Raw genomic sequence first — 3340 nt, 5'->3', positions numbered from 1 at the left:
TATCCCCCCCGGCTGGCTGACGGCGCTGGAGCGCGTCGCCGCCCCCCTGCCATCGGCGGGTCTGCCCGATGGGCCGCTGGTGATGGGAATCCTGAACGCCACCCCGGACAGTTTCAGCGACGGCGGACGCCATGAAGCGGCCGCGGACGCGGTGCGCGCCGGCATGGAGATGGTGGCGGACGGGGCCGCCCTGCTGGATATCGGCGGCGAAAGCACGCGCCCCGGTGCGGCCGTCGTCACGCCGGGACAGGAATGGGCGCGGGTGGCCCCCGTCCTGGCCGGGCTGCGGGCCGAAATCGATCGGACAAGAATTGACGGGGCCGGTATCGCCCTGTCGGTCGATACGCGCAACGCGGCCACCATGTCGGCCGCGCTGGCGCTGGGGGCCACGGTGATCAACGACGTCTCGGCCCTGGCGCATGATCCGGACGCGCTGGCGGTGGTGGCCGATGCCGCGTGCCCGGTGGTGCTGATGCATATGCGCGGCACGCCGCAAACCATGGCGCGGCTGGCGCATTACGACGATGTGGCCGCCGACGTCACGCGTGAACTCGCCGCCCGCGTCGCGGGCGCGGTCGCCGCCGGAATCGATCGCCGGCGCATCATCGTCGACCCGGGCATCGGCTTCGCCAAGAACGCGGCCCAGAATGCCGAACTCTTGTCCAGGCTGCCGATTCTGGCCAATCTGGGCTGCCGGGTGCTGCTGGGCACCTCGCGCAAGCGCATGCTGGGCGAATGGTCGGGGGTGGCGCGCGCCGCGGACCGCGACCCGGGGACCCTGGTCAGCAGCCTGCCGGGCCTGGCGCTGGGTAACACGATCCTGCGAGTCCATAACGTACCGGCGATGGTACAGGCCGTACGGGTATGGCAGGGCGCGTGGCGCTGCGATAATTGGGATCGCGGCGAAAGACAGGGACGGCCAGGGATGACCCAGGGATGACCAAGACGAGAAAATTATTCGGCACCGACGGCATTCGCGGCACCGCCAACCAGGATCCGATGACGGTCGAGATCGCCCAGAAGCTGGGGCAGGCGGCGGGGCTGCGCTTCATGCGCGGGGCGCACCGGCACCGGGTGCTGCTGGGCAAGGATACCCGCCTGTCGGGATACATGATCGAATGCGCCCTGGTCTCGGGCTTCCTGTCCGCCGGCATGGACGTCACCCTGGTCGGCCCGATGCCTACCCCGGCGATCGCCATGCTGACCCGCTCGCTGCGCGCCGATCTGGGGGTGATGATCTCGGCCTCGCACAACCCGTTCGGCGATAACGGCATCAAGCTGTTCGGCCCCGACGGCTTCAAGCTGTCCGACGAGACCGAGGCCGAGATCGAGTCCCTGATGCGCGCCGACCTGGGCGACCGGCTGGCCGCGCCGGAGAGGATCGGCCGGGCCTCGCGCCTCAACGACGCTGCCGGCCGCTATATCGAGAACGCCAAGGCGTCCTTCCCGCGCGGCCGGCGGCTGGACGGGCTGCGCATCGTCATCGATTGCGCCAACGGCGCCGCCTATCGCGTCGCACCGACCGCGCTGTGGGAACTGGGGGCCGAGGTGATTCGCATCGGCTGCGAACCAAACGGCGTCAACATCAATGAAAATTGCGGTTCCACCCGCCCGGAATCCCTCTGCGCCGCGGTGGTCGCGCACCGGGCCCATATCGGCATCGCGCTGGATGGAGACGCCGATCGCGTACTGATCGCCGACGAGCAGGGGCGCCTGATCGACGGCGACCAGATCCTGGCCCTGATCGCGCGGTCCTGGGCACGCCAGGGGCGGCTGCATTCGGCGCAGATCGTCGCGACCGTCATGTCGAACATGGGCCTGGCCCGCTGCCTGGAAGGAATGGGGCTGGAACTGGTGCGCACCGCCGTGGGCGACCGCTACGTGGTGGAGCGCATGCGTGAACTGGGCGCCAATGTCGGCGGCGAGCAATCGGGCCACATGGTCCTGTCCGATTTCGCCACCACCGGCGACGGGCTGGTCGCGGCGCTGCAGGTGCTGGCGGTACTGGTCGAGGAAGCCCGTCCGGCTAGCGAAGTCTGCCGCATGTTCACCCCGTTCCCGCAGATGCTGCGCAATGTCCGCTTCGCCGGCCGGAGCCCGCTGCTCGCCCCCTCGGTCCAGGATGCAAGCCGCCGGGCCGAGGCCACGCTGGGCGCCGCCGGCCGGCTGGTGCTGCGCGAAAGCGGCACCGAACCCCTGGTCCGCGTGATGGTCGAGGCCGAGGACCCGGCGCTGGTCGAACGCGTGGTCGGCGAAATGTGCGCGGCGATCGATTCCGCCCAGGTCGCGGCATAAACGCATGAAGGGCCGCGTTCTGGTCGCAGCCGGCAGCGATTCCGGCGGCGGCGCGGGAATCCAGGCGGACATCAAGGCGATCACCGCGCTGGGCGGGTTCGCCATGACGGCGCTGTCCGCCCTGACCGTGCAGAATACGCTGGGGGTCGCGGCCGTGCTGCCCGTGCCGCCGGATTTCGTGACGCAGCAGATGCGATGCGTGATCGACGATCTGGGGGTCGACGCATTCAAAAGCGGCATGCTGGACAGGGCGGAAATCATCCTGGCGGTCGCCGATATCGTCGCCGCCCATCCGGCGATCCCCTATGTGCTGGACCCGGTGATGGTGGCCAAGGGCGGGGCGCGCCTGCTGCAGGACAATGCGGTCGAAACGCTCAGGCGACATCTGGTGCCCCGGGCCAGCCTGCTGACCCCCAATCTGCCCGAGGCCGAGGTCCTGGTCGGCCGCCCCATCCGTACGGTGGCCGACATGCGCCGCGCGGCCGAGGAATTGCGCCAGGCCGGGGCCGCTTCCGTGCTGGTCAAGGGCGGTCATCTGGAAGGCGATGAGCTGACCGACGTCCTGGCGACCCAAGGCGGGATCGAACTGTTCACCGATACCCGCCTGCCGACGCGCCATACGCACGGCACCGGTTGCACCCTTGCCAGCGCGATCGCCACCGGCCTGGCGCAGGGCCTGGCGTTGCGTGACGCGGTCATCCGGGCCCGGACTTACCTGCGGGCCGCCATCGCCGCGGCCCCGGGCTATGGGGCCGGGGCCGGACCGCTGGATCACGGCGTCACCATTCGGCCGGAATGGCGCCCGGGAGGATGAAATCCGATCGTGACGGGGCGGAAACGGCCCGTCAGGCGAATATGCCCGGACGATGAAAGGCGCGCGCCGTTCAGACGTTTCCGGGGGAACGATTCGCGGCATCGGCCATCCGCAGGATCACCGGCACAAGGCGTGAGACGTGACACGGGCGCAGCACGCCCAGTCGGCGCAGCCCCTGGATGCTGCGCGCCGCCAGCCAGGCGCAGCCCAGGGTCAGGTCGCGCGTCAGGC

General features: G+C 70.1%; 3 protein-coding genes. All 3 read left to right on the top strand.

The genetic code is table 11. The features are described from left to right. A partial coding sequence (gene folP / locus HUK84_RS13060) for a dihydropteroate synthase (RefSeq protein ID WP_176640683.1) occupies positions 1-940 on the top strand: 940 nt, incomplete at its 5' end. After that, the gene (gene glmM / locus HUK84_RS13055; protein ID WP_176640682.1) at positions 937-2295 is read left to right on the top strand and encodes a phosphoglucosamine mutase; all 1359 of its coding nucleotides are present in this window, start codon (positions 937-939) and stop codon (positions 2293-2295) included. The genes folP and glmM, both read left to right, overlap by 4 nt. Positions 2296-2299: 4 nt before the next feature. Continuing rightward, positions 2300-3109 (top strand): bifunctional hydroxymethylpyrimidine kinase/phosphomethylpyrimidine kinase, encoded by an 810-nt coding sequence (thiD, locus tag HUK84_RS13050; protein WP_176640681.1) that lies wholly within the window; start codon positions 2300-2302, stop codon positions 3107-3109. Positions 3110-3340 lie beyond the last annotated feature (231 nt).

The organism is Nguyenibacter vanlangensis, from assembly GCF_013376155.1.
In the GTDB taxonomy this organism is placed as follows: Bacteria; Pseudomonadota; Alphaproteobacteria; order Acetobacterales; family Acetobacteraceae; genus Gluconacetobacter; species Gluconacetobacter vanlangensis.
This window is presented reverse-complemented; position numbering and strand designations above follow the sequence as displayed.